The 609-nt window shown below is 67.3% G+C and carries 1 protein-coding gene; it reads right to left on the bottom strand.

Features of this window, described 5'->3' with window-relative positions:
• The coding region (locus GTW58_RS13560; protein ID WP_168023609.1) for a helix-turn-helix domain-containing protein at positions 1–433 on the bottom strand (433 nt) is incomplete at its 3' end.
• Between the last annotated feature and the right edge of the window lie 176 nt (positions 434–609).

The following is a 609-nucleotide window of genomic DNA, read 5'->3' as shown; positions in this document are numbered from 1 at the left end:
CCCCCCCCCGCCGGGCGCCCCCCCCGAGCAGCCGCCCCGACGCACGCTGGACCGGCTTCGGCCGACGAGTCTGCTGGCGGGCACGTTCATGTGCGCGCCAAGCCGAGTATTCGCAGCGGCCTCCGCCGCGCTTGACCTCACGGCTGATGGTGGACACCGTTCGCCCCAGCTGCCCGGCGATCGCGGTGAATGTGTCGCCACGATTGATCCCCAGAAGGATCTGCTCGCGCTCATCGATCGTCAGGCAGCCCTGGCGTGGTTTCCAGCCGAGCGGTTTGGCATCGAGGTGCCTGCCGCTCCGGGCCATGACCCCGACCATCGGCGCGCTGCAGCCGATCTCCTTGGCGATATCGACCAGCCGCCAGCCCCTCGCGTGCAGCCTGAGCGCCAGCTGCTTCTGCTCCCGGCTGAGATGACCGTGCTTGCCCTGCATCCGGATCCTCCTGTGGTCAGTGACTGTCCCATCTCACAGGAGATGTTGCGCTGACCGCTTGAATCCGCCGATCCTGAGGTCAGCCTCGGCTTTTTCGCGGCGGAGCTCGACCGCCCACAGCGTTGATCGTGGAGTACATCGACCAGTACAGGCATGAGTTCGGCGTCGAGCCGATC

This window comes from Kocuria subflava, from assembly GCF_012163155.1.
Lineage (GTDB): Bacteria > Actinomycetota > Actinomycetes > Actinomycetales > Micrococcaceae > Kocuria > Kocuria subflava.
The sequence above is the reverse complement of the archived record's forward strand: the minus strand, read 5'-3'. Positions and strand labels throughout refer to the sequence as shown.